At 70.2% G+C, this 22268-nt stretch carries 22 protein-coding genes and 2 pseudogenes; 18 read left to right on the top strand and 6 right to left on the bottom strand.

The features are described from left to right. Positions 1-11: 11 nt before the first annotated feature. Complete coding sequence (locus JF597_RS18040; protein WP_293995779.1) at positions 12-716, bottom strand: response regulator transcription factor; 705 nt, start codon at positions 714-716, stop codon at positions 12-14. 346 nt (positions 717-1062) lie between these two features. On the opposite strand from JF597_RS18040, the gene JF597_RS18045 reads away from it, so the two are divergent. The 13 genes from JF597_RS18045 (at position 1063) to JF597_RS18105 (ending at position 12193) form a co-directional block, all read left to right on the top strand. Further along, the gene (locus JF597_RS18045) at positions 1063-1533 is read left to right on the top strand and encodes an SRPBCC family protein (protein ID WP_293995780.1); all 471 of its coding nucleotides are present in this window, start codon (positions 1063-1065) and stop codon (positions 1531-1533) included. A 250-nt stretch (positions 1534-1783) separates the two neighbouring features. Further along, positions 1784-2920, top strand: coding sequence for an acyl-CoA dehydrogenase family protein (locus JF597_RS18050; protein WP_293995782.1), 1137 nt, complete (start codon positions 1784-1786; stop codon positions 2918-2920). Positions 2921-3046: 126 nt separating this feature from the next. After that, entirely contained in the window at positions 3047-4141 is a 1095-nt protein-coding gene (locus JF597_RS18055; RefSeq protein ID WP_293995784.1) for an SDR family oxidoreductase, read from the top strand. After that, positions 4138-5400 carry an aminotransferase class III-fold pyridoxal phosphate-dependent enzyme gene (locus JF597_RS18060; RefSeq protein WP_293995786.1) on the top strand — a complete coding sequence of 421 codons (1263 nt, stop codon included), beginning with the start codon at positions 4138-4140 and terminating at the stop codon, positions 5398-5400. Before JF597_RS18055 ends, JF597_RS18060 begins: the two co-directional genes overlap by 4 nt. Position 5401: 1 nt before the next feature. Next, positions 5402-5899: an SRPBCC family protein gene (locus JF597_RS18065; protein ID WP_293995788.1), complete on the top strand. Its 498-nt coding sequence runs from the start codon at positions 5402-5404 to the stop codon at positions 5897-5899. Beyond that, a complete protein-coding gene (locus JF597_RS18070; RefSeq protein ID WP_293995791.1) occupies positions 5896-6447 on the top strand; it encodes a flavin reductase family protein in 552 nt (183 codons plus the stop codon). The genes JF597_RS18065 and JF597_RS18070 overlap by 4 nt, the downstream gene beginning before the upstream one ends. Positions 6448-6483: 36 nt before the next feature. Continuing rightward, the gene (locus tag JF597_RS18075) at positions 6484-7323 is read left to right on the top strand and encodes an SDR family oxidoreductase (protein ID WP_293995793.1); all 840 of its coding nucleotides are present in this window, start codon (positions 6484-6486) and stop codon (positions 7321-7323) included. Beyond that, positions 7323-7997, top strand: coding sequence for a sterol desaturase family protein (locus JF597_RS18080; RefSeq protein WP_293995795.1), 675 nt, complete (start codon positions 7323-7325; stop codon positions 7995-7997). The genes JF597_RS18075 and JF597_RS18080 overlap by 1 nt, the downstream gene beginning before the upstream one ends. Positions 7998-8177: 180 nt before the next feature. After that, positions 8178-9401, top strand: coding sequence for a nitric oxide synthase oxygenase (locus JF597_RS18085; RefSeq protein ID WP_293995797.1), 1224 nt, complete (start codon positions 8178-8180; stop codon positions 9399-9401). Positions 9402-9413: 12 nt separating this feature from the next. Then, on the top strand, positions 9414-10295 hold the full coding sequence (locus JF597_RS18090) for a UTP--glucose-1-phosphate uridylyltransferase (RefSeq protein ID WP_293995799.1): 882 nt from the start codon (positions 9414-9416) through the stop codon (positions 10293-10295). A 38-nt stretch (positions 10296-10333) separates the two neighbouring features. Next, complete coding sequence (locus tag JF597_RS18095) at positions 10334-11509, top strand: radical SAM protein (protein ID WP_293995801.1); 1176 nt, start codon at positions 10334-10336, stop codon at positions 11507-11509. A 16-nt stretch (positions 11510-11525) separates the two neighbouring features. Next, positions 11526-11816 (top strand): acyl carrier protein, encoded by a 291-nt coding sequence (locus JF597_RS18100; RefSeq protein WP_293995804.1) that lies wholly within the window; start codon positions 11526-11528, stop codon positions 11814-11816. Next, complete coding sequence (locus JF597_RS18105) at positions 11813-12193, top strand: hypothetical protein (RefSeq protein WP_293995806.1); 381 nt, start codon at positions 11813-11815, stop codon at positions 12191-12193. The genes JF597_RS18100 and JF597_RS18105 overlap by 4 nt, the downstream gene beginning before the upstream one ends. A gap of 422 nt (positions 12194-12615) precedes the next feature. Here the strand turns inward: JF597_RS18105 and JF597_RS18110 are convergent. Next, a pseudogene (locus JF597_RS18110) lies at positions 12616-12795 on the bottom strand (hypothetical protein); the annotation flags it as partial. 114 nt (positions 12796-12909) lie between these two features. Here JF597_RS18110 and JF597_RS18115 point away from each other — a divergent pair. Together JF597_RS18115 and JF597_RS18120 are read left to right on the top strand one after the other, a co-directional pair. Then, positions 12910-13707 carry a hypothetical protein gene (locus JF597_RS18115; protein ID WP_293995807.1) on the top strand — a complete coding sequence of 266 codons (798 nt, stop codon included), beginning with the start codon at positions 12910-12912 and terminating at the stop codon, positions 13705-13707. Then, positions 13704-15023, top strand: a complete 1320-nt coding sequence (locus JF597_RS18120; RefSeq protein ID WP_293995809.1) for a condensation domain-containing protein — start codon at positions 13704-13706, stop codon at positions 15021-15023. Before JF597_RS18115 ends, JF597_RS18120 begins: the two co-directional genes overlap by 4 nt. Here the strand turns inward: JF597_RS18120 and JF597_RS18125 are convergent. Continuing rightward, the gene (locus tag JF597_RS18125) at positions 14986-15852 is read right to left on the bottom strand and encodes an alpha/beta hydrolase (RefSeq protein WP_293995811.1); all 867 of its coding nucleotides are present in this window, start codon (positions 15850-15852) and stop codon (positions 14986-14988) included. The two genes, JF597_RS18120 and JF597_RS18125, sit on opposite strands and share 38 nt — an antisense overlap. 167 nt (positions 15853-16019) lie before the next feature. Then, a complete protein-coding gene (locus tag JF597_RS18130; RefSeq protein WP_293995813.1) occupies positions 16020-16403 on the bottom strand; it encodes a hypothetical protein in 384 nt (127 codons plus the stop codon). Positions 16404-16589: 186 nt separating this feature from the next. Here JF597_RS18130 and JF597_RS18135 point away from each other — a divergent pair, with 186 nt between their 5' ends. After that, a complete protein-coding gene (locus JF597_RS18135; RefSeq protein ID WP_293995815.1) occupies positions 16590-18008 on the top strand; it encodes a hypothetical protein in 1419 nt (472 codons plus the stop codon). 173 nt (positions 18009-18181) lie between these two features. Next, a pseudogene (locus JF597_RS18140) lies at positions 18182-19006 on the top strand (HAD-IC family P-type ATPase); the annotation flags it as partial. 186 nt (positions 19007-19192) lie between these two features. On the opposite strand, the gene JF597_RS18145 reads toward JF597_RS18140, so the two are convergent. Together JF597_RS18145 and JF597_RS18150 are read right to left on the bottom strand one after the other, a co-directional pair. After that, on the bottom strand, positions 19193-20104 hold the full coding sequence (locus JF597_RS18145) for a M56 family metallopeptidase (RefSeq protein ID WP_293995817.1): 912 nt from the start codon (positions 20102-20104) through the stop codon (positions 19193-19195). A 703-nt stretch (positions 20105-20807) separates the two neighbouring features. Further along, entirely contained in the window at positions 20808-21425 is a 618-nt protein-coding gene (locus JF597_RS18150; RefSeq protein WP_293995819.1) for a TetR/AcrR family transcriptional regulator, read from the bottom strand. 84 nt (positions 21426-21509) lie between these two features. Between JF597_RS18150 and JF597_RS18155 the strand changes: the two genes are divergently transcribed. Further along, positions 21510-22241, top strand: coding sequence for an SDR family oxidoreductase (locus JF597_RS18155; protein ID WP_293995821.1), 732 nt, complete (start codon positions 21510-21512; stop codon positions 22239-22241). Positions 22242-22268: the final 27 nt, after the last annotated feature.

The raw sequence follows: 22268 nt of genomic DNA on the forward strand, positions 1-22268 counted from the left end.
GACGGGCGTTGTCACGGAGCCGACGGGGACCCCAGCCGGAATCCGACCCCACGCTGGGTCTCGATCCAGTCGTAGGACCCGAGCTTGCGACGCAGCGCGCCGATGTGGACATCGAGCGTGCGGGTCGAACCGAACCAGTTCTCGTCCCAGACCCGGTTGATGATGTCCTCCCGGGTGTGCACGGCACCCGGCTCTTCCACCAGCATGACAAGTAACTCGAATTCCTTACGGGTGAGTTCCAGCGGTTTTCCGTTCAGGGTGACGGAGCGACTGCGCAGGTCCAGTCGGAGCGACCCGACACCGATGACCTCCCGGCGCTGGGTGGCGCACGACGGGTCGTGCTCCGACGGGCCGACTCCGCAGCGGCAGGTCCGGCGCAGGACGGCTTCCATACGCGCCCTGAGTTCATGGACCGAGTACGGCTTGACGACGTAGTCGTCGGCCCCGGCCTGCAGCGCCAGGACCTTGTCTATTTCCTCGGCACGAGCGGTGAGAACGATGATCGGCACCGCGGACCGAAAGCGGATCCGCTTGCAGACCTCCACCCCGTCCAGGTCCGGCAGACCGAGATCGAGCAGGACCATCTCGCAGCCCTCCAGATGCACTAGTCCTTCGGAGGCGGTCGGCGCGAGAACGATGTCGTGGCCGCACTGGCGCAGCGCCGTATCCAAGGCATCGGCGACACGCTCGTCGTCTTCTACCAGCAGAACACGCATAAGGTTCCCCGTCAGGCTCTGCTCAAATTGCCCACTGAAACGTGCGGTTGGGAGTCTAACTAAGCTGCTTAGCAGTAGACAGTATCAATGAGTTGTGAATCTTTTGCACATGACTTGCCGGTTGACTGCAACACCGGCCGGTAACCTCGGCGCAGACCCCTGCCCAACCACGGTCGGCATCACCCTCCCCACCGGGACCACCTGGCCCGTCGGCGAAGCCGGGCCTCGGGAAGACGTCAGGAGCGGTCACGACAGTCCCCTTCGGCCCACTCGGCCCGGGCCTCCTACGATCTTCCGCCGAGGCCGAGCCGAACGGACGCGAGCAGGCGGCATCGAAAGGAGCGACGTGCGCGAGGCTACCTTGGTGGGCAGCATCGAGATCGCCGCCTACCCGACCACGGTGTACGGAATCATCACGGATCTGTCCCGCTGGCAGAGCTTCATGGCCGAGACCGGGACCCCGGGCCACGCCCAGGAGATCACCCCCACCCCTGGTGCGACCTTCCACACGTGGAACCGAAACGGCCCGTGGCGGTGGCGTACGACCACAACCGTCCTGGAAGCGGTACCGCACGAACGGCTCGCGTTCCGCGTCACCTCCCTCGGTCACCAGGTCTCCGTCTGGCGCTACGACATCGTTCCGACCTCACGAGGAAGCCGCGTCACCGAGAGCACTCGCGACCTGCGCGGCACTGCCATGCTGCTGATCTCTGTCGTCACCACCGGTGTCGTGAACCGGGCCAGGCGCAACCGGCGCAACATCGATCTCACGCTGGCCCGGCTCAAGGCACAGGCGGAAGCCGCGCAGCAGAGCTGACCGACCCCTCGGACGGCGTTCCCGTCCGGGACCGACATGTTCTGTTCTTCTCACAACTTGAAGGAGACGGTGCAGTTCTGATGCTCCGTCAGCTACAGACCGCTTACGCAATCCTGCCAGCTGTCTGAAGTCCTCTTGCAACACCGCCTCATACGTTGGGTGGGTCGCCGGGACCACGGACAAGCGCCCTGGTCCCGTAGAGCTCCAGACATTCCGGCGATCTTCCCTCGACAACGTAAGGCTCGCGGAAATGCACTTTCTGGAATACGAACGCGCCGCCCTCGCCGATCTCCTCCCCGGCCTGGACGACGCTCTCACCGGCGCCCCGTTGCCGACGTGGGAGACGCCCGGCAACCCAGGACTCGACCACTTCCGCGCCGCCGGTGGTCCGGGCCTGCTGGTGCCGGCCGAGCACGGCGGCAAGGGTGCCGACCTGCTCGCCGCGGTCCGCGTGCAACGCGCGGTGGGGTCCCGGTCGCCCTCTCTGGCGATCGCCACGACCATGCACCACTTCTCCGTCGCCTCCCTGGTGGAGACTGCCGCCCGCAGCAGCGGGATGGAGTGGATGCTGCTGGCCGCCATCGTCAAGGAGAACCTGCTGCTCGCCTCGGGATTCGCCGAAGGCCGGACGGGCCAGGGCATCCTCAACCCCGCGATCACCGCGCGAGTGGAAGGAGACAAGGTCTGGCTGAACGGCGTGAAGAAGCCCTGCAGCCTCGCCTGGTCCATGGACCTGCTCACCGCCTCCTTCCCGTTCCCGGACGAGGACGGCACAGCGCGTCTGGCCGTAGCCGTCGTCCCGGCGAAGACGCCCGGACTGTCCGTGCGCCCCTTCTGGAAGAGCCCCGTGCTGGCCGGCACGGAGAGCGACGAGGTCGTCCTGGAGGACGTGGAGGTCCCGGGTGATCTGCTGGTACGCACCGACGTCTCCGTCGACGGCGAGCTCGACCACCTCAACACGGTCGGATTCGTCTGGTTCGAAGCCCTGATGACCGCCAGTTATCTCGGCGCGGCCTCGGCTCTGGTCGAACGGACCCTGGCCAGGCCGGGGGTGCCGGCCGCGGCCCGCGCGCAGGCGGTCACCGCCGTCGAGTCGGCGGCCCTCATGCTGCGCGGCCTGGCCGCCCGCGCCTCCGACGCGCCGATCGACGACGAGGTCCTCGCCCAGGCGCTGGTGTCCCGGTACACGACGCAGGACCTCATCGGCCGGGTTCTGGACGTGTGCGTCGAGGCCCTGGGCGGCATGGCCTTCGTCTCCGGCGACGACATCGCATACCTGAATTCGGCCTGCCGCGCCCTGGCCTTCCACCCGCCCTCGCGCTCCCGGATGCACGAGGCCCTGGCCGGGTACTTCGGCGCCGGCGAATCCCTGCGCATCCCCGCCTGAGTCCAGGCTCACCCCTCCCTTCCGACGACGCGGGCCCCCGACGGCTGCCGCTGCGTGCTGCGCTGCCCCGGTGCGGCGCCGCCCTGCGCCGCCCTGCCCGCCCTCCGACCCCGCGAGGTACCCGACGTGACTTCCTCCAGCCGTCCCACCGTTCTCCTCACCGGAGCCTCGGGCGTGCTCGGCACCGCCCTGCTCGCCGAACTTCCCTCGTCCTGCGACGTCGTCGCCCTGATCCACCGGTGTCGCTGCCCCGCGGCCGCCCAGCAGATCCACGGCGACCTGACTGCACCCCACCTTGGCCTGGACCGGGCGACGTACACCGATCTCGCCCGCCGTGTCGACGTGGTCGTGCACTGCGCGGCGGTCACCGACTTCACCAAGGGGCCCGAGGCCACCCACGCCCTGAACGAGGCCGGAACGCGTGCGGTGGTCGAGTTCGCGGCCGACGCCGGCGCAGTCCTCCACCACATCTCGACCGCGTTCGTGGCCCGTCACGAACTGACCCGCTCCCGTCTGGGCCGCGAGACCGGCGAGGCCGGCGCCCGTCCGGAGGACTACCTGGACTCCAAGCGGGCCGGAGAACAGGTGGTGCGCGACTCCGGTGTGCCGTCCGTGATCGTCCGGCCGTCCATCGTCATCGGCGACTCGCGGACCGGGGAGATCTCCGCTTTCCAGGGCCTGCACGGCATCCTGCTGATGCTGCTGCGCGGCCTGATGCCGCTGGTTCCGCTGCCCGCCGAGTCGTTGATCGACTTCGTGCCGCAGGACGTCGTGGCCCGCACCATCGCGGCACTGATCGCCGACGACCGCCGCGAGGGCGAGACATGGGTCACATCCGGGCGGGAGGCCCTACGGGCCCAGCAGGTACTCGATCTCGTGTCCGGCGTCTGCACCGAGCTGGGCCTGAGCACGCTGATGCCGCGCATCGTCGGCGCCGACATGGTGGACCGGCTGATCCGGCCGGTGTTCCTCGCCGGAGGACTGCCCAAGCGCGCGCTGCGCCGCTTCGATGACATGCTCGCCATGACCGCACTGTTCTCCGACGCTCCCGTCTTTCCGACCTCGCTCGGCCAACGGCACCTAGCACAGCCGCCGTTGACCGGCCCCCAGCTGGAAGCGGCGCTGCGCCAGACGCTGCTGCATCTCGCGCGGGCCAAGAAGCTGGGCAACGTTCCCGAGCCCGCGGTCGCGCGGCCGATGGCCGCGGGGGTCCCCGCATGACCGCGCCGCCCGTCTCCCCTGCCACGGCACAGCCCTCCGCGTCCGACGTCCTCTCCGCCTACCGGCGCCACCTGGGCCGGGGCCGCGCCCGCCTCGCCTCCCTGACCGGCGGCGCCATGGAGGTCACCTCCTACGGTTCCCGCGTCTTCGGCGCCGACGGCAAGGAGTACGTGGACTGCGGCGGCTACGGCGTCTTCCTGCTCGGGCACTGCCACCCCCGCGTCGTCGAGGCCGTGATCGACCAGGTCACCCGCCACCCGCTGGCCACCCGCCTGCTACTCGAACCGGTGGCCGCCCAGGCCGCGTCCGCGCTGGCGGAGGTCACGCCGCCCGGCCTGGACTACGTGCACTTCGTCAACTCCGGTGCGGAGGCGACCGAGACAGCCGTCAAGCTGGCTCGCGCCCATGGCAGGGACCGTCTGGTCTCGACCGTCGGCGGGTACCACGGCAAGACCACCGGCGCGCTGGCCCTGACCGCCAAGGAGCTGTACCAGGCGCCGTTCCGCCCGCTGCTGGCCGCCGAGCACGTGCCGTACGGCGACACCGAGGCGCTGGCCGCGGCCCTCGCCGACGGACCGCCCGCCTGCGTGGTCGTCGAGCCCGTACAGGGCGAAGGCGGAGTCGTCCTGCCGCCGCCCGGCTACCTCCGCAGCGTCCAGCGTCTGTGCGCCGACCACGGGGCCTTCTTCGTCCTAGACGAGATCCAGACCGGCCTCGGCCGGCTCGGCAGTTGGTGGGGCGCGGACGAGGAGCACATTCACCCGGACATCCTGCTCGTCGGCAAGAACCTCAGCGGCGGGGTCATCCCCGTGGCGGCGGCGGTGGCCACCGCCGAGGCGTACGCGCCGTTCGACCGCGACCCGTACCTGCACACATCCACCTTCGCCGGCGCCCCCGTCGCCATGGCCGCCGCGCAGGCCGCCGTTCGGACGATCGCGGACGAGGACCTCGTGCACCGGGCCCGGCTGCCGGGCGAGGACCTTCTCACCCTGCTGCGCGATTCACTCGCCCCCCTGGGCGACGCGGTCCGCGAGGTGCGCGGACGCGGCCTGCTGATCGGCATCGAGATGCGCGACGAACAGCTCGCCGGCGAGCTCGTGCTGCATCTGCTGGAGGCGGGCGTGCTGGTCAACCACTCCCTCAACGCCCACCGGGTCGTACGGCTGACCCCGCCCGCCGTGCTCACGCCCTCCGACCTGGACTGGATCTCCACCGCCTTCACCACTGCCGTCACCGCTCTGACGAAGGAACTCCACTGACATGCCCGAAGTGACCCTTGACGTCCGCATCCCCGACCTCAACCCGCTGACCGTCTTCGAGCGGCTGCGGGACTTCAGCGCCTACCCGAAGTTCACCGACGCGATCCGCGAGGTGCGGGTCACCGAGATCGACCACGACACCGTCGACTCGCACTGGCAGGCCAACTTCCGCAACGGCGTGCTGTGCTGGTCCGAACGCGATCGCATCGATCCGGCCGCCCTCACCATCGAGTTCACCCAACTCGACGGCGACTTCGAACGCTTCGAGGGTGGGTGGTATGTCACGCAGGACGCCCCCGGCACCACGGCCCGCTTCACCGCGGTCTTCGACCTCGGCATCCCCACCCTCGCCTCGTTGATCGATCCCATCGCCGCCCGGACGCTCCTCGACACCATGGGTCTGATCGCCACGGGTCTCTTCGGCTCACATGTCCGGCTCGACGAGCCGGAGACCGTCCCGGCCGGCGCCGTTGTCACCGACGGGAGCACGCGGCCATGACCAGCGCCGCCGGCTACCCGCTGCTGTCGGTGACCGTCACCGAACGGCTCCCGGACAGCCCGCCCCTGACCAACCCGACGACCGGCGGGAAGTGCCGCGAGGTCTTCGCTCATCTGCCGGCCGCGGTGAGCGTCATCACCACGGACGGTGCCCACGGGCCGGCCGGCATGACGGCGAGCGCCGTCTGTTCCCTGTCCGTGGATCCGCCGCTGATCCTGGTCTGCATCGCCAACCGCAGCCGCACGCTCCACTACATCGTCAGTCACGGGACCTTCGCCGTGAACGTGCTGCGTGAGGACCAGACCGAAGTCGCCAAGGCGTTCGCCGATCCCGGCACCGGCCAGCACAACCGCTTCGCCGCGGCAACGTGCCACCGGGAGGCCGGCGCCCTCCTCCTGGAGAACTGCGCGGCCTATCTCGTCTGCGACGTCCAGGACACCTACCCCGGCGGCGACCACACGATCGTCACCGGCCGGATCCACTCCCTCAGCGCTTCCCGTGTCCGCCCCCTGATCTGGCACGGACGCCGCTTCCGCGCTTTGTCCTGACGACTCCGCCCCCGTACCGCCCCCGCTGGAGGAAACATGTCCAGGAATCTCACCAACCAGGTCGTCGCCATCACCGGCGGCAGCCGAGGCATCGGCCGCGCCACCGCCGAGATGTTCATCGCCAAGGGCGCCAAGGTCGCCATCGGCGCCCGGAACACCGAGTTCGCCACCAAGGTGGCCGACGAGATCGGCGCGCACGCATACCCGCTGGACGTCACCGACCCCACGTCGGTCAAGCAGTTCTGGAAGCTCGTCGAGGCCGAACTCGGCCCCGTCGACATCCTCGTCAACAACGCCGGAGAAATGATCGTCAGCCGGCTGGAGTACGAGACCGACGACGCCACCCTGCACCAGGTCGAGGTGAACCTCCTCGGCACCATCCACGGCATGAAGACCGCGATGGGCTCGATGCGCGAGCGCGGCCACGGGCACATCATCAACATGGTGTCCGCCGTCGGCATGGTCGGCCTGCCCGGCTGCGCCACCTACTCGGCCGCCAAGCACGGCGTGGTCGGGCTGTCCGAGGCGGCCCGCGCCGAACTGCGCGGCTCGGGCGTGGATCTTTCGATCATCCTGCCCATCCCAGCCCAGACCGAGCTGACCTCCGGTGTCGGCAAGGGCCGCTTCGTGCCCCTGCTCACCCCGCGGGACATCGCCGCCGCCGTGCTCCGCACCGCGCGCCGCCCCCGCTACAACGTCTACGTCCCCGGCTGGACCAACCCGGTCACCCGCTCGCTCTATCTGCTCCCCCAGGCGTGGCGGGACGCCATGGGCCGGTTCCTCAAGGCCGACCAACTGCTGCGCACCACCGACTTCCAGGCCCGCACCTCCTACGAGGCCCGGCTGGGCCACACGCTGCCGAGAGAGGCAGCCTGATGGCCACCCCCACCCAGCGGTCATACTCCACCAAGGGTGCCGTCCGCCGCGGCAACGCCCCGTCCGTGACCGGCATCCCGCTGGTGGACCGGCTCATCCACGTGCACCCCGTCACCACCGTCGCGATGTTCACCCCCGTCGCGGCCGCTGCCGCGGCACTCTCCGTCGGCAGGACCGGCGGCTGGGCACTGGCCGCTTGGGCACTGGCCGGCTACGTCACCTGGACCCTGAGCGAGTACTGGGGCCACCGGATCGTCCTGCACTACGAGCCCGAACGCGGCTTCGGCGCCAAGCTGCACTACGTCCTGCACGGCATCCACCACGACTACCCCCAGGACATGCGCCGCTCCATCCTCAGCCCGCTGCTGAGCATCCCCATGGTCGCGGCGACCCTCTACATCTCCACCGGCCTGCTGGACGTCCCGCCGGTCTTCGGCACCGGCTACGTCGTCGGCTACCTCGCCTACGACCTGTTCCACCTCTACCTGCACCACGGCAGGCCGAAGAACCGCCTGCTGCGCACCTTGCGCGAGTACCACATGCGCCACCACTTCCGCGACGACACTCGTGGCTTCGGCATCAGCGCCCCGTACTGGGACGAGCTGTTCGGCACCTCCATCGCCCGTACCCCCAAGGCCGGGCAGCCCGCGGGCGCCGCATCCGGCGGCGCCTGACCGTCCGTCCCCGCAAGCCGCGTGGGCGCCTTCGCCTCCACCGGGGCCACGACCCGTCGTCGCTGCCCCGGCCCCGGTGGCCGGCGCGGGCGCCCACGCCCGTACGGCGGACGGCCACCGGCCGCTCCTCCCGCCCCAGTCGTCACGGGCCGCGCCGCCCCCCTCTCCGAGGACCAGGCAATGAACTCATCCGACACCCTCGCAGCACGCCTCGCCCCCGCCCCGGACGCCCCCCTGCAGCCGACCGCCCCGCTCCGCGGCCCCTCCGCCCCGCCGCGTCAGGCGGACCTGGCCGAGGCAGTGGAATTCGTACATTTGCACCACCTCGAACACCCCGACCAGCAGACCACCCTCCACACGCGCCTGCGGCAGGTCCAGCGGCAGATCGAGGAGACCGGCACCTACCGCCACACCACCGACGAGCTGACCTTCGGCGCCCGCGTGGCCTGGCGCAACAGCAGCCGCTGCATCGGCCGCCTGTACTGGAACAGCCTGCAGGTCGTGGACCGGCGGGAGGCCGGCACGCCGGAGGAGATCCACCAGCACCTGATCACCCATATGCGCCGCGGCACCAACGGCGGGCGCGTCCGCCCCACGATCTCCGTCTTCGCCCCCGACACCCCCGACCGCCCCGGCCCCCGGGTCTGGAACGACCAGCTCATCCGGTACGCCGGCTACCGTCAGCCCGACGGCGGCGTCGTCGGCGATGCCGCATACGCCGAATTCACAGAGCTGGTCCAGCGGATGGGCTGGAACGGCCCCGGTGGCTCCTTCGACGTACTGCCGCTGGTCATCGACACCCACGACACCAAGCCGCAGCTGTTCGACCTCCCCGCCGACGCCGTCCTGGAAGTCCCCCTCCGCCACCCGGACCACCCGTGGTTCGCCGAACTCGGCCTGCGCTGGCACGCGTTGCCCGCCATATCCAACATGCGCCTGCGCATCGGCGGCGTCGACTACCCGCTCGCCCCCTTCAACGGCTGGTACATGGGCACCGAGATCGGCGCCCGTAACCTCGTCGACAAGGACCGCTACAACCTGCTGGGCCTCGTCGCCGCCCGCCTGGGCCTCGACACGGGCGACGAGACCACCCTGTGGCGTGACCGCGCCCTGGTCGAACTCAACGTCGCCGTCCTGCACTCGTTCGCCGAGGCAGGCGCGCGCATCAGTGACCACCACACCGAGTCCAGCCGCTTCCTGATCCACCTGGCCAGGGAAGAACGAGCAGGCCGGACGGTGCCCGCCGACTGGACCTGGATCGTCCCACCGGTCTCGGGGGGCATCACACCGGTCTTCCACCGCTACTACGACCAGGCCGACCAGCGCCCCAACTTCTACCTCGACGACGACGCCCGGGCGCGAGGCAGGGGCCGCTGCCCGTTCGGCCACGACCAGCAACCATGAGCGGCAGGTGTCATGATGATCCGCAAGGCGGTCCTTCCCGCCGCCGGCCTGGGCTCCCGTCTCCTTCCGCTGACGAAGGCGATGCCGAAGCAGATGCTGCCGGTCGGCGACAGACCCGTGATCGAGCACACCGTCCGCGAGCTCGTCGCCTCCGGCATCACGGACATCACCATCGTCACCGCGGGCGGCCAGGACCTGATCCGGGAGCACTTCCGGCCCGCCCCCACCCTCGTCGCCAGGCTACGGGCGGACGGCAAATCCGCCTACGCGGACGCGGTGGAGGAGGTCGGCGAGCTGTCCCGGCTCGGCCGCATCACCTACCTCGACCAGGACGGCCCGTACGGCAACGGCACCCCCGTCCTCAACGCCGCGCAGCACCACGGCGACGAGCCGATGCTCGTCCTGTGGCCCGACGACGTCTTCGTCGCCGAGGTGCCGCGCGCACGGCAGCTGATCAAGGCCTACGAGGAGACCGGCTGCCCCGTGCTCGCCCTCATGCCGATCGACCCAGCCGACTCCCGGCACTACGGAGTGCCCATGGTCAAGGACGACCTGGGCGGCGGACTCCTGCGCATCACCGGTCTCGTCGAGAAGCCCGAGCCGCAGGACGCCCCCTCGGCCTACGCGGCCATCGGCGGATACGTCATCACCCCCGGCATCATCGACGAACTGCGCGACCAGGCCGAGCGGTGGTACGAGCGGCGCACCGGCGAGCTCTACCTGACCGACGCCATCAGCGCCCACGCGGGCAGCCACGCCGTCTACGGACAGGTCCTCCAGGGCCGCTGGTACGACACCGGCAACCGGCTGGCCTACCTGACCGCCCAGTTCGCGACCGCCCTGTCAGACCCCGAGTACGGCCCCCACCTGCGCCGGCTCGCCGGCGAACCGTGAACCGTGCCGTATTCGTCCCCGCACCGAGAGACACAGTCATGCACCCACGGACAGCCCGAACACTGAACGCCAAAGAGTTCGAGGACCTCCGCCACACCGTCGCCGTGCGGGCCGAGAGCCGCCGCCACACGGCTCGGTACGCGGGCTACGCGACCCCTGTACCGCGTGAAGTGAGCATGCAGCTCACCTATCGGTGCAACCTGCGCTGCGAGCACTGCTATCAGTGGAACGACCAAGGTTTCTTCCACGACTACAGCAAGGAGAAACAGCGCACCGAACTGGACCTGGACATCGTCGACAAGGTCCTGCGGGCCACCGACGACCAGCGGGCCAAGGTGTTCCTGTGGGGCGGCGAGCCCCTCATGCACACCCGTTTCGGCGAGGTCGCGGAACTGCTCGCCCGGACTCCCCGGACCGTCGTGATGTGCACCAACGGCCTTCTGCTGGAGCGCAATCTGCCCCATCTGCTCACCCTCGGACCGGGCCTGAACCTCCTGGTCAGCCTGGACGGCCTGGGCGCCGACCACGAGGCACTGCGCGGCCGCGGCACCTTCCCGCGCACCGTCCGCAACATACGCGCCCTGCTCGACCTGCAGCGCGCGGGCGAGTACCAGGGGGAGATCTCCGTCTCCTGCATGGTCGGCAACGAGACCGTGCCCGGGATGTACGAGTTCATGGAGTGGGCCGAGGACCTCGGCGTCAACAGCGTGTACTTCCAGTTCCCCTGGTACATCAGCCCGGCGGTGGCCCAGTCCATGGACCGGCTGTACGAGGAGTCCTTCTCCTGGCTGAACCCGCCCGCCGCGGGCACCAGGCCGACCTGGCACTCCTACACCTACCGGCTGAAGCCCGAACTCATCGACGTGCTCAGGGAATCGATGAGAAGACTGACCGGACGGGTCTGGCGGGCGCGTATCCGCTACCAGCCGCAACTGGAGATCGACGAGGTGGCCGACTTCGTTCTCGGAACACCCGCGCCGGCCCAGCGGCGCAGCCGCTGCCTCGCCGTCTCCAACCGCCTGGAGGTCCACGCCGACGGAAAAGTCAGCTCCTGCAAGTTCTTTCCCGAATTCGTCGTCGGCGACCTGTACGAGAACGATGTCCGCGAAATCTGGCAGAGCGAGACTTTCCGGCGTGTACGGGAAGTGCTGCGCGGCACCGCACTGATGCCTGTCTGCTCGAAATGCATACTCCTCTATCTCAACGGGATGTGACCGGATGGACCACCGGATGCACCAGACGGACGCTCTCGGACAGAGCCGGGAGACCGACGTCGAGGAGCGCCTGAGAAAGCTCCTCGGCGAGATCATCGGCGATCACGCGCTGATCACCGGGATCAGCGGCGACACGGATATCGTCAATGATCTCGGCCTGGACTCGATCCAGATGATCAACTTCCTGCTGCGGCTGGAGGACGAGTTCGACGTCGAGCTCGACTTCGAGCACCTGACCTTCGACCAGCTCGGCTCCCTTCGGGAACTCGGTCGTTTCGTCCTGGCCGAGGCGGGCCGCCCGTCGTGAGCGCCGGAGCGAGCGGTGAAACCGGCCCCCGCGAGCCCCGCGGGACGGTACGCCTCGGCACGTTCGACGCCGAACGCCGGTGGCGTCCCGAGGGGTTGGCCGCCCTCCCCGCGGTCCGGGACCCCCACGCCGACCGCGCGGTGGCCGCCATGGACGAACTGCTGGCCGCCGCCTGCAGCCCCGAGGACCTGCTCATCACCGGCACCGGCGTGCCAGGGTCGTACCTCACCGTGCTGGCCGCCGCGGGGCTGTCCCTTCGGCACCGCCCGGCCCCGGCCGCCCCGGACGGTGTGGACGGGAAGCTGATCGCCCCCTGTACTTCCGCCGCCGCTGGCAGGTCGGGGCCTTACGCACCCTGGGCGCCACCGAGGTTCTGACGGTGGCCGACGGCATCGTGGTCGCCACCTGCGCCGGGGCCGGCGCCGCGCTCGGCGGCGGGCTGCCGGGCGGCGCCGTGCCTGTGAGCTTTGCCGTCGCCACGGTCCTGGTGGTCTTCCTGTTGTGGATGTGGCTGCCGGCCGCCCGGCGGGTGCTGCCCCGCGTCCGCGACAGTGCCTTCCTCTCGGTGTTCGCGAAGACACGCCCGGCCGAGATGGCGGTCCAGCTCGCGCTGCGGTTCGGCCTGGTCATGGCCATGTTCGCGGCATGGCAGGTGCTCACGCTCGTGATCGGAGCGGACCTGGGCTGGGAGCGTCTGGCGCAGTTCTGCGCGGTCTTCCTCCTTGCCACCCAGCTGCCCCTGTCCGTCGGCGGATACGGCGGCCCCCAGGGCGTGTGCGTTCTGCTGCTCACCGAGCGCCACGTAGGCGACGACGACCACCGACGACCCGGCCACCACGGACTGGGCCTCGCCCCGCGAGTCCACCACCCCGCGCATCATGATCATGATGCCGACGGACTGGAAGGTCGCGACGAACAGCAGCGGGATCCGCGCCGGGCCGCACGCGAGCGCATCCCGGCCGCCAAGAGCGCCTTCCACCGCGACTTCCGACTGGCGCTCGTCGGCCAGCGGCTGTCCCGGCTCAACCCCGCCGCGCCCGACGAGCAGCTCCTCGACAAGTTGCTGAAAGCGTGGAACGCCGACGACGTCGACATGCTCGTCCTGTTTTCCGGCTTCTGGCTGCCCACCGCGCACCGCTACGCAGCCCGCCGCCCGGGCGTGCGGGTCCACGCCTGCCACGTCGACTCGGTCGCCTCTCCGTCCTTCGTCTCCGCCGCCGTGGCCGTCCCCGACCGGCCGCGGGAGGCCGATCCGCAGGACGTCTGGCTCCTGGAGGAACGCGACGGCGGTATCGCGCGCACCATCCCCGTCGACCTGAAGCCCCCCGTCCCTTGGCACCGCCGGTCCGCCCGCTTCCTGGTCCACGGCGGCGGCTGGGGGATGGGCACGTACGCCGCCCGCTCCCGCGAACTCGGCGAACACGGCCTCGCCCTGGACATCGTCGCGTACGAGCCTGCGGACATCGCCCACGACAGCGCGCACCGTTACTTCATGATCGACCCGGAGTGGCATCCCTGGCAGGACACCGGCTTCCCGCCCTTCGGCGCCGTACCGGCGGACGGCACCGCGGACTTCCAGCGGGGCGAGAGCCACCATGCCTCCTTCCACCTCACGCGCGAAGCGACGGCCGTGGTCAGCAAGCCCGGCGGCGGCACCCTCATGGACTCGCTCGCCGCCGCCACCCCCGTGGTCCTGCTCGAGCCTTTCGGCGACCACGAAGCACGCAACGCCGACCTGTGGCGACGGCTCGGCTTCGGCATCCCGTACCACGAGTGGAGGAACAGCGGCTGGTCGGTGGCCCTGCTCGAACGACTTCACCGCAATCTGCTCGACGCTCGCGCCCGGACAGCCAGCTACGCCCAGCACCTGATCGAGGAGGCCATGCGATGAGCCATCCCATGTCCGTGTTCCAGCAGACAGCGGTCCGCATGGAGCAACTGCGCCCCGGCTACCTCACCAACCCGCGGGCGGTCCTCACCATCCTGGCCGACATCACCGGCCCCCTGGACACGCAGGCCCTCGACGTCGCCTTCAACGACCTCATCGCACGTCACGACGTCCTCAGGGCCCACCCGGTGCCCGGTACCACCCGCGTCGAAATCCTCCCCGCCGACAAGACCGCGCTGGAGCCGGTCGGCCCCACCGGCGTCATCAAGGACGACTTCCAGGCAATGACCGTCCTGCTCGACAGCACCACCATCGACCTCACCCGCCCGATCCTGGCCCGCGGCTTCCTCCTCACCCACACCGCCGAACGCCACCTACTCGGGCTGGCCTTCCACCACTTCGCCGTCGACCCCACTTCCCTGCGCCTCGCCCTCGGCGAACTGGCCGCGCTCTACACCGCCCGGCTGCGGGGCCGGCGCCTGCCGCCCGTTCGCCTCCCCTACACCGAGTACGTCCGCTGGCAGGCCGACCGCTTCCACGCCAGAGCCGACGCCGACCGGGCGGCCTGGCACGACGCCCTGGCGGGCATCCCCGTCCCCGCGTACGAGCGGGACCAGCCCTTCCACCCCGGCGCCCCCGCAGGCGGCAGGGTGCTTCGCACCGAACTGCTGGACAACGCCGAAGTCGAGACGGTGCTGGCCTGGTCCCGCCGGCACCGCAGCACCGTGTTCACCACCCTGCTCGCAGCCTACGTGCTCGCCCTCCGCGCCCGCTCCCGCCGCGACGACCTCATCGTGACCACGATTTTCGAACAGCGCGAACACCCCGCCGTCCGCGACCTGATCGGGCCGTTCCTCTATCCCACGTTCCTGCCCCTGCGCGTACGGCCCGGCCGCCGGCTCACCGAGGACTTCATGACCGAGATCCGCGGCGCCGTTCTGCACGGATACGAGCACGCCCGGTTCCCCATCCTCGACATGCTGGGCCTCGCGCCCCACCTGGCGCCCGGCATACAGGGCCTGGAACCGTCGTGGTACCGCATGTTCGAATACCTGCCCGGCCGAGACACCACTCCCTATGCCTTCGCCGAGGCCGGCGCCACCGTCGCCTACTCGGCCGGAAACCAGGACGACGCGGGCCGGTTCGGCCACTCCATGCGTGTTCGGCGCTCTGCCGAAGGAGCCTTGATGGCCCGGATCGGCTACGACGCCAACGACGACAGCGAAGACAGCATCCTGGCCTTCCTCGACACCTTCCGCACCCACCTGAGCGAGCTTGAGGTCACAGCGCGGAGGTCTCCTTCAGGAAAGCGTCGATGAGCGCGGCGGTCTCGCCGGGCTGGTCCTCGGTGACGAAGGGGCCGGAGTCCTCGATGACGCGCAGCCGGGCGTCGGGAATGAGGCCGGCCAGCCGCTCGCCATGGGCCAGCGGGAAGAAGTTCTGCCGGGCCCAGGCGATCAGGGCGGGGTGCGGGAAGCTGCGCAGGTCTTCGGCGGCCTCTCGGGTGAAGGCGGGCGAGATGCTCCGTACCAGCTGGGCGAAGTCCCGGCGGACCCCGGGATGGTCGCGCAGCGGGCCGGTGTAACTGGCCATGATGTCGGCGGGGATGGCGCGCCGGGTGAGCAGGCCGAAGGCGATGGGCATGCGCTGGACGGCGCGCAGCCGCAGGGTCTCGGCGAGGACCGTCAGCCCGGCGGGGGTGCGGCCGAGGACCTGGAGATGCCGGATGGGCAGCGGCAGGAAGTTGTCGAAGGCGTCGCAGGGAGTGAGAACCAGGGAGCTGATGCTCTCGGGATGACGGGCGGCCACGGCCTGGCAGATGGCGCCGCCGGTGTCGTTGCCGACCAGGGCCGGGGCGGCGAGGTCCAAGGCGGCGATGGTGCGTCGGACGAGGTCGGCGAGTCCGAACAGCGTGAATTCGGTGCCGGGGCGCATGGGCTGGACGTGACCGCCCAGGGGCCAGTCCGGGGTGATGCAGCGGTAGCGGTCGCGCAGGACGGCCACGACGCCGCGCCAGACGTCGGCGTTGGCGATGATGCCGTGCACGAACACCACGGGCGGGCCGTCACCGGTTGCGTGGTAGCGGATGACGCCGTCCGGGAGTTCGACGTGGTGGACGGGGCCGAGGTCGGAGCCGGCGGTCGCCATGGCTACTCCTTGGTGGTTGTCAGCAGTCCGGGGGTGACCAGGTCCAGCAGCGCGTCGGCCGTGCGGTCGGGCGGCCAGCCATGACCGCTGCGCAGGTGCAGGTACGTACGGGTGGGGAGAGTCTGCGCAGAAGGCAGCTCAGGATTGCTCCAGTCGCCGGGCCGGCATCAGGGGGACGGCGCGGGCGGGCCGGGCTCGTCCGGGCCGCCGGGGTTCCGGCTGCCGTGTGCCGTGGCGGCCTCCTCTGCCCGGTGGGCCTGGGTGCCCTTCAGGTGGCGCAGCTCCGCCTGCAGAGCGCGGATCCGCGCTTCGATCGCTTCGTCGGTGAGCATGGTCGGGTCGGATTCACCCGCTGCGGCATCGGTGACGGACGCGCCGGCGTCCGCGGGCCGGTCACGCATCATCACCAGCACGGTGAGCGGGCAGACCAGCATGACCAGCAAAGGAACGGCCACAAGGTCCCAGGACGGAGGAAACGACAGCGTCCCGGCCACGGTGATGGCCAGTGGGACGAGGATCTTCTTGTCGAGGACCTTCTTGATCAGGCACACGTCGAGGCTCCTGACAGGCGAGGGGGCCGGCGCTCTGAGCAGATCATCCCCCGGCCGACCGATCACGACTAATCTCCTTAGTACAGTAGTGTCACGACGGTTTGCCTATACCCCTGGGGGGTACATGTGCAGGGCCATGGCATCTCACTGAAAAGGGGCACGGATATGGGCTGGCTGTGGGCAGCCATGACAAGCGGCGCACTCGCGCTGTTCAGCACCTACTGGGACGACTCGCTGCACACCGACATCGGGCGGGACACCTTCTGGAGCGCCCCGCACATGCTGCTCTACGGCTCGATCCTGGTCACACTCGGGACACTCGCCCGCTGGGCGTGGCCGCAGGCCCGCCGGGAGGGAACGGCCGGGATCCTCCGAGACCCCGTCCTGCGTGGAGCTGCCGTCTCCGGAGCGGCCGTGGGCATCTCGGCGCCCGCGGACGCGGCCTGGCACACCGCCTTCGGCCGGGACGCCGTACTGTGGAGCCCGCCGCATCTGCTGGCCGTCGCGGCGACGATGGCACTGACCGTGGCGCTGCTGCGGGCCGTCGTCCAGCAGGGCGGCAGCCGTTTGCCCGTCATGGCGGCCGATTCCCTGGTCCTGGCCGCGGCGCTGGTGCCGGTCATGGAGTACGACTCCGACGTGCCCCAGTTCTCGGCGCTCTGGTACCTGCCGGTCGTGAGCGCCGGAGCGACCCTGGCGGTGGTGGTCATCCGCCGCTTCGATCCACACCCGAACGCCGTCGTCCACGCCGCGCTGCTGGTCACCGCGGCGCGGCTGCTGACGGTCGGCTTCCTGGCCCTGCTCGGCCACTCCACGCCGGTCGTACCGCCGGTACTCCTGGTGGCGATTGCCGTCGACCTCGTCCATCGGTGGCGCACCTCACCGTGGTGGTCGGCCCTCGTGGTGCCGGCCGCCGTGCACGCGGCATACGTACCGCTGCTGCCGGTAATGCCACACGGCACGGAGGTCTCCGCCGACCAGGTTGCGCCCTCGCTGCTGCTGGCACTGTCTGCCTCCGCGCTGGTGGTCCTGATGTCGGAAGACGTGCCGAGCCCACGGCGACGCACTGTTGAGGCCACGGTGGTCGCCTCGGCCCTCCTGATCGCCTTCCCCTTGCTCACCGCACCCCGCGCCCTCGCCCATGACCCGGGGCAGGGCGCCGACGCGGGCCAGGCCCGATGGCGGGCGTTCGTCGGGGAGCACGAGGTCGATGTCACGCTCACGACGGACGATCCCGCCCTGCGCCCCGTCGAGTTGGTCGCCCGACGCGCAGGAGAGAAAGCAACCGGACGTCTCACACCTGTCCCCGACGGCACCGATCGCGGCCGGATCGCGCTGCACGCCGAAGGCCGCTGGTTCCTGTACGCGACGTTCAAGGACGCCCGAAACCGGACCGCTGAGAGCTGGGTCGCCGTCCAGCAGGGCTCGGGACGGAACCTCACCACCACACGCCCCGTGTATCTCCCGCCGCCCCAGACGTACGGAGCCGGCCGGACCGCCGCCACCGTGGGCCTGTACGGCCTGGCCGCGGCGATCCTCCTCACGGTCGCCCGGTCCGGTCGCACCCACCGCGCCCCACAGCCGCGGCAGAGCGGAAGGAACTAAGCATCTTGGTGATCAGGGCATGAGGTGACCAGATCCATGTAACCTGCGTACGGTCCCAGGAATACCCCTGGGGGTAAGTTGTCGTCACTGTCGGAGCGGGGCGAAGCAACAACGTCGGCCCGGTATCGACCCCACCCATCCACACCCTGTGACCCTGCAGGACGTGTACGCCGGGTGTGGACGAGCACGAACCGCTGCGGCTGGCAGGCAGGTTCGCACACGTCTCCGAGCACCCGATCGCCCGGGCCGTCGCCGCCGGTGCCGTGGAACGGGCCGGAAGTCTGCCCCTCCCGGAGAACTTCGAGGACGTCGCCGGACTCGGCGTCCAGGGCGTCGTCGACGCCACGCGGTCCTCGTCGGCCGCGAGAAGCTCCTGAAGGCCGAGGCCAGGGCCGCGGCGGAGGCCGAGGGCCGTACGGCGGTGGCGGTCACCCGGCACGGCGAAGCGCGCGGTGTCCTCACCGTGGCCGACGCGGTCAAGGAGACCAGCGCAGAGGCGGTCGCCGAGCTCCGCAGGCTGGGCCTGAAGCCCGTGCTGCTGACCGGCGACAACCAGTTGGTCGCCGAGTCCGTCGCGCGCCGTCGGCATCGACGAGGTGATCGCCGAGGTCCTGCCCCAGGACAAGTTCGACGCCGTCAGGCGACTGCAGAACGAGGGCCGTACGGTCGCGATGGTCGGTGACGGCGTCAACGACGCGGCCGCCCTCGCCGCCGCCGACCTGGGCCCGGCCATGGGCACCGGCACGGACGCGGCGGTCGAGGCGGGATACCTGACCCTCGTACGCGGTGATCTGCGAGTGGCCGCCGACGGGATCCGGCTGTCCCGCAAGACCCTGGCCACGATCAAAGTCAACCTGTTCTGGGCCTTCGGCTACCACGCCGCCGCCCTGCCGCCGGCCGCGTTCGGCATGCTCAACCCGATGGTCGCGGGCGCCGCGACGGCCTTCTCCTCGGTCTTCGTGGTGACCAACAGCCTGCGGGTTCGATCCGTCAAGTAGCCACGTCGACAACACCGTTGACGAAAGGCGCCCGGTCAGGAGACGGGGCGCGTCTCGTCGTCAGTGAGTTCGGTCGCCAAGCACGTCCTGGTCCCCCCTTGCCGAGCTTGACCTTCGCTCCGGCCAGCGCTGAATTCACTGACAGGCCAAGAAATGAGCAGTACCGAAGCGCGGGTCCTGCGGAAGTCAGGGCACGCACGCCACCATCAGGGGCAGCAGCGGAGCTGCGACCGTCGCCACCACGATGCCCAACCACGCCGCGCGGTGCGGTCGGGGCTGCGGGGTCAGGACGCGCCGCAGCCGTATGAGGACGCCGGATCCACCCGCACCCAGTGCCACCTCAGGTGTTCTCCCTGCCGCGACCTCGTACATGGCGCTCGCCAGCGCGTCCCTGGAGTGGTACCGCAGGGCACGGTCGTCCGCGATCATCTCCAGCAGCAGGTTCGTCTGCTCCTTCGCGTGCCGGGCGAGTGGCAGACCGCGGAAGGCCCGGGAGAACGCGTCAACCAGGATCTTCAGCAAGTGATGCCTGCCGGCGATGTGGGCGCGCTCGTGCTCCAGCACGGCCCGCAACTGTTCCTCGGTGAGCACGTCCAGTGCGCCGCGGGTGACGACCACGCGGGCAGAGCGTCCCCCCAGGCAGTAGACGGCCGGAACGTCGTAGTCGACGATCGTGGCACCGTACTCGGGCGCCGGCTCGCCGACGAGAGTGAGCATGTCCAGCTGGCGGGCGCGAGCCCACCGGGCCCGCCACGCACAACGGATCAACCAGCCGGCCGGCAGCAGTACGACCACGACGGGAGCGGCGATCACCAGCACGTCACCGAAGGTGGGCGGCGTGTCACCCGCCGACGCGGTGTGGGCGGCCAGTCCGCACGCGGTGAGCAGCCCGACGAGGCCGTCGTGCACATGCCGTTCTGTCATCGCCAGGTGGTACACGGCAAGGGCGGTTGCGACGACGAACGTGACCATGAGTCCCTGCCACGCCAGGACCGCGACGGCCGGCGCGCGGTGCGCCCACCGGGCCCGGATCAGCCGGGGAGGCATCACAACACCCATCAGGACCGCGTATCCGGCCAGCCCGACAGCTGTGATCATATGCCGCTCCGCCTCTTCACCGCTCGGAGCGCCGAGCGTAGCGCGTCCATATCCTCCGCACTCATCTGTTCCACGAAACTGACCAGAGCGCCCGCCGGGTCCGGATTGTCCTCAAGAGCGTCCCGCATCAGTGCCCCCGTGTACTGCTGCCGCGCGCAGTATCAAAAGCACGGACGCCAAGAGGACCTGGACGCCGTCGTCCCTGTCCGGTCAGCCCGACTTCCATGCCATGGAACACGTCCAGGGAACCGTCTACGTCTACGGCCGCCTCCAAAGGACCGAGCGGGGATGCGCGGGCCCCGACCGCCCCGGCCTGCGATTACGGACTCTGTCCGACGTGTTCGCCCCACGGGTGGTGTCCGGAACCGACCTCCGTCGGCGCCGGCGAATTCCCAGGATTGCCGTCCTGGAGGCCCTCGTAAGCCTGGCCCCGAGCGGTTTCAGCGGGCCTGGGTGGCGTCCACGTCTTTGCGAGACGACCCCACCGTGTCAGACAGCACCCACAACGCCCCCTCCCGACGAGACGCATCCACATTCCACGGCGGCCTGAGCCACGCCCAACTACCGTCGGCCGCAACAGATCTCATTCTGCTCGGTGACCTCACCGGCCGCTACGCCACCGGCAGCTACAGCCGGCTCGCCTCCGACGGGCGGACGGTGATCCTGCGCGGGGTGGCGACTGAGCACGGCAGTCGGCTGGTGCTCACGTCACGTTGCCGCGCAGCAGCGCCGTCGCCGCGCGCGTGGCGCGTGTGGCGACATCCTCGGGGGAGAGGCGGGAGCGGGTCAGGAAGTCCTCCGTGTCCAGGGTGACGTAGCCGTGGGCCAGGACGAAGAGCTGTTCAAGTAGGAGCAGTGCCTGGGAAGGGTCGGCATGGCCGGCGTCCCGGGCAAGGTTGAGCAGCAGCGCCATCAGGTCCCGGCCGGCCCGGGCCACGTCGGCGTCGCGCAGTGGCCTCAGCTCCCGGGCGAAGATCACGTCGAGGCCGGCGCCGCGGTCGGACACGTGGCGCACGTATGCCCCCGCGGTGGCCGCGAGCCGGTCGATCGGGTCGGGGCCGGCCGCCTGCGCGGCGGCCTCCATGGACCGGGTGAGCTCGTCGGCGGCCTGTGCCGCGACGACGGCGAGCAGCGCGTCACGGTTGGGGAAGTGACGGTACGGGGCGGCCGTGCTCACCCCGAGCCTTCGGGCGAGTTCGGCGACGGAGAAGCCGGCCATCCCCGTCTCGGAGAGCAGCACGAAGCTCTCAGCGATCAGCGCCGAGCGGAGCTGCCCCCGGGCAGGGCGCTCACTCCCCGCCCCAACTGCTGCGTCAGTCACTCAGTCCACCGTCCTTGACCATAAGTAAGAGACCACTTACTTTAGAAGTGATAGCCCTCTTACTTCTAGCGCTGGAGGCCGCGCATGACAGGGATCGACGGCAAGGTGGTGGCCATCACGGGCGCGGGCAGCGGGATCGGCGAGGCGAGCGCGCTGCTCCTCGCGTCGCGCGGCGCGAAGCTCGTCCTCGGAGCGCGTCGGAGCGACCGGCTGGAAGCGCTCGCCGCCCGCATCGAGGCCGATGGCGGCACGGCCGCCTGGACGACGACGGACGTGCGTCGCCGCGGAGACCTCGCGGACCTCGTGGCGTACGCCTGCGGGCGCTATGGCGCGCTCGACGTCCTCGTCAGCAACGCCGGGGTCGGCCCCATCTCGCCGTTCGACGAGCTGCGCGTCGAGGACTGGGACCACATGATCGACGTCAACTTCCGCGGCGTGCTGCACGGGATCGCGGCAGCGCTCCCCGTGTTCCGCAAGCAGGGCAGGGGGCAGTTCGTCAACGTCGTCTCGACCGCCGGGCTGCGCATCGTGCCGAACCAGGCTGTCTACGCGGCGACGAAGAACGCAGTCCGCACCGTCTCCGAGGGACTGCGCCAGGAAGCCGGGCCCGACCTGCGGGTCACCATGGTCTCGCCCGGCTACGTCGCGACGGAGTTCGCCGACTCGGTCACCAGCCCCACCGTCAAGTCGCAGGCCCCGACGGTCGACTTCTCCCTCTCCCCCGACGACATCGCCCGCGCTGTCGCCTTCGCGATCGAGCAGCCGTCGAACGTCGACGTCGGCGACATCGTCGTCCGCCCCACGGCACAGAGCTGACGCCTCGCCGGCCTCGCCGGGCGAACT

Source organism: Streptomyces sp., assembly GCF_019510245.1.
Classification (GTDB): Bacteria; Actinomycetota; Actinomycetes; order Streptomycetales; family Streptomycetaceae; genus Streptomyces.